General features: G+C 35.4%; 3 protein-coding genes. 1 reads left to right on the forward strand and 2 read right to left on the reverse strand.

The genetic code is table 11. The features are described 5' to 3' along the window. Positions 1–370: 370 nt before the first annotated feature. On the forward strand, positions 371–1,159 hold the full coding sequence (locus FTU91_RS15935) for an aminoglycoside adenylyltransferase domain-containing protein (protein ID WP_038350081.1): 789 nt from the start codon (positions 371–373) through the stop codon (positions 1,157–1,159). A gap of 126 nt (positions 1,160–1,285) precedes the next feature. Here FTU91_RS15935 and FTU91_RS15940 read toward each other — a convergent pair whose 3' ends face one another. Then, positions 1,286–1,744, reverse strand: a complete 459-nt coding sequence (locus FTU91_RS15940) for a DUF523 domain-containing protein (protein ID WP_077170035.1) — start codon at positions 1,742–1,744, stop codon at positions 1,286–1,288. A 234-nt stretch (positions 1,745–1,978) separates the two neighbouring features. Next, a protein-coding gene (locus tag FTU91_RS15945) for an IS3 family transposase (RefSeq protein WP_119285041.1) occupies positions 1,979–3,144 on the reverse strand; the annotation gives its coding sequence in 2 pieces (ribosomal slippage) (positions 1,979–2,886 and positions 2,886–3,144; 1,167 coding nt in all). Positions 3,145–3,340 lie beyond the last annotated feature (196 nt).

Below are 3,340 nucleotides of genomic sequence, written 5' to 3' on the forward strand. Positions count from 1 at the left end.
TGTTTTTTCTGCTTTGATCGCAGCAAGTGCTACCTTAGCCTTAAAGTCGTTTGAATGATTTCTTCTTGGTCTACGTGCCATAAAATACTCCATATATTGATGTTTATAACATCATTTGAGGAGCAGAGTATCACTTATAGGAGTTGTTCAAATTTCCGGATCCATCTCTAAGTGAGGAGGAAATGACTCTTACTATTCAGATGTTGTTTCAAGCTTTTTTTGATTGATAGAGTTTTATGTATTAAACTCTATATTGAAAGTAAATATATTGTAAAAATAGTATGTTATTTACTAATTGATTAAATTATTTACACTTATTCTGTATAATGCTCTATGAATTCATTACTTATTTTTTTAAATTAAAAATCATATGCAAAGCTTAAATGATGAAGAGTGTCGCCAAGTTGAAAGTGTAAAACAGCTTTTACAAAAAAATTTTAAAGATAAGCTTTATGCTATTTATTTATATGGTTCGTATGTTGATGGTGGTTTAAAACATAAAAGTGATCTTGATATTTTAGTTATTATTGAACGTGAAATTACCGATCAGGAAAGAAAACAATTAGCGCAGAATTTTCTAAATATATCTGTTCCGATTGGTCATGCTACAGCGCGTGCCTTAGAAATTACGATATTAGAAAAAGGGAGTATTACCAATAAAAATCATCCATATACATATCAGCTACAATATGGCGAGTGGTTGAGAGAAGAATTACTCAAAGGTGAATTACTTTATAGTCAATCTGATCCAGATATTAGTATTTTACTTAAAACTGCCCAATTACATAACATTACTATCTTTGGACCTGATATTTGCGATTGGTTAAATCCAATTAGCTATGAACAATTAATATTTGCCATGCAAAAAACTTATCCACAAATTATTGCTCATTGGAAAGACGATCAGGATGAATGTAATCAAATTTTAGCGCTATGCCGTATAGCTTATACATTAGATCATAAAACAATAGTTGCCAAGGATGTTGCTGCGACATGGTTTTTAGAATTCTTAAGTCAGATAGATCAAGACATTTTGCAACTCATAATAGATGAATATATTGGGCAAGGTCATGAGCAATGTTGGTTAGTTTTACATGATCAGCTTGCTAAAATTGTTAAAGAATTACAGCATAAAATTGAACCACTACTTTTTAACTGATGTGGAAGTAATGGATATGCTTCTTAGATTATTACCTCACTATATCTCTAAATACCGAAGAGACTTGATATTGCAAAGGGGGGCGTGGTTGGAGTTGCATGAAGATTTTAAATAAAAGCGGAGGAACTAGGGTAAAAGTTGCCAAAAAGTTTCTTCTGAAATGACTTTTATATTATGACGTTTAAGCAAAGCGGAGGTAACTCCATTGCCATAGATCTTATTCCCATTAAATTGACCATCGTAAATCATTGAACTACCACATGAAGGGCTATTTTCTTTAAGCACTACCAGAGTAGCTTTTAATAATTGAACTTTTTTTAAAGTTCTATATGCCCCTTCAATATAGATTGAAGTCACATCCTTTCCTGATTTTTCAATTACACAGGCTTTTCCATCTAAGACATCATCGCCATTACCTCCCGAAATCTCGGCAGGTTCGCGTGGTGTTGATAAACCGCCAAGAATCTCTGGACATACCATAGTAGCTTTTCCATCTTTGACTAATTTTTCGATTTTTTCGTTTAAGCTATGCGTCCCGTTATAACGTACCTTTAAGCCAGCCAGACAAGAACTTACTAAAATCATATTTCCTCTATGAAAAAGATATGTATCGATTTGCTATTTAGCCAGTACCTATTATTTTTTAAAATTAATAGGTTAGTGCTATGGATAAAACAAGAATTTAAATATGATCAATGCAAAGTGAGTTATTTTTTTTCTAACCCACAAAGCTTATAGATTAGTTTGATCCTTTTTGTTTAGAAAATTTATCAACAGTGATGTGTGCTGAATTAGCAGGAGACTTTCACTTGGGAGATTCTAGGCAGCTAACCGATAAAAGTCTTCTGCCATTTGATTTGGTGTCTTAAAATCCAAGCCTTTTTGAATTCTTCGCTGATTATAAAATAACTCTATATATTTTGTAATATCCGCTTTGGCTTCTTCCCTTGTTTTGTAGTTGCGATGATGGACTAGTTCATTTTTGAGTATGCCCCAGAAACTCTCTATCGGTGCATTATCAAAGCAGTCGCCTTTTTTGCTCATTGAACCCTGAAAATCAAATTTCTCAAGTAAGTTTCGATATTCATTACTGCAATATTGGCTGCCTCTATCTGAATGTACAATGAGATCTTTAGCAGGTTTCTGATTGCGAATAGCCATATTCAATGCATCACAAACAAGCTTGGCTGTCATGCGCTCATTTAAGCTATAGCCAACAACCTGTTTCGTGTAAAGATCTTTGACAGCTGCCAAGTACAACCAGCCCTCAGCCGTCCAAATGTAGGTAATGTCACTCGACCACGCAAGATTAGGCTTCGTCATTGAAAACTGTTGCTTGAGTAAATTGTCATAAATAGAACGGTTGTGATCACTGTTCGTGGTTCTTTTGAAACGCTTATGGCGCTTACAATACAACTGATTTGATTTTTTTATTTGGCGCACAGCATACGTACTTATTTTGATACCTTGCGCTTGTAAATGCTTGGTTAATCGAACATAGCCATAGCTTTGTTTGGTTTCTTCATGGGCTATTTTGACCAAAATTGTCTGCTGATTTCGCTGAATTGATCTTTTACTCATGCCTCGCTTTAGCCAATCATAAAAGCGAGAAACGGATACACGAAGTAATCGAGCCATTAAAATAATCGGAAATAAGTGGCTTTGCGATTTCATATAGGCGTACCTCACTGACTTTCTTTGGCAAAGTACGCTGCTGCCTTTTTTAAAAATTCACGTTCCATTTCAGCTGTTTTGAGCTGTTGTTTAAGCTTCTTATTTTCTTCGAGTAAGGCGTTTAGATCGGGCGAATACTGTTTTGTGCCTGCTAAAGTTCCAGCCTTTGCTTTGTTATTCCAGTTCGAAAGGGTTTGCATTGAAATGCCAAGTTGTCTAGCGGATTCCGATACATTACCTTGGTTCTCTTCAATGGCTTTTATGGCTTCAGCTTTAAATTCTGCGGTGTAAGTCTTCTGTTTCTTGCTCATGGTAAACTCCTAATGAGTATGTATAGTTTACCAAGTTAAACCCTCCTGTTTTTTAAGCACACATCAATAGAGTGGGAGTGACGGGCACTGGCTGGCAATGTCTAGCAACGGCAGGCATTTCGGCTGAGGGTAAAAGAACTTTCCGCTAAGCGATAGACTGTATGTAAACACAGTATTGCAAGGACGCGGAACATGC

This window comes from Acinetobacter sp. YH12201 (assembly GCF_013418145.1).
GTDB lineage: Bacteria > Pseudomonadota > Gammaproteobacteria > Pseudomonadales > Moraxellaceae > Acinetobacter.

Excerpts from the sequence above, each read along its gene's own strand:
- FTU91_RS15935 (WP_038350081.1), top strand. The coding sequence starts at position 371 with ATGCAAAGCTTAAATGATGAAGAGTGTCGCCAAGTTGAAAGTGTAAAA.
- FTU91_RS15940 (WP_077170035.1), bottom strand. The coding sequence starts at position 1,744 with ATGATTTTAGTAAGTTCTTGTCTGGCTGGCTTAAAGGTACGTTATAAC.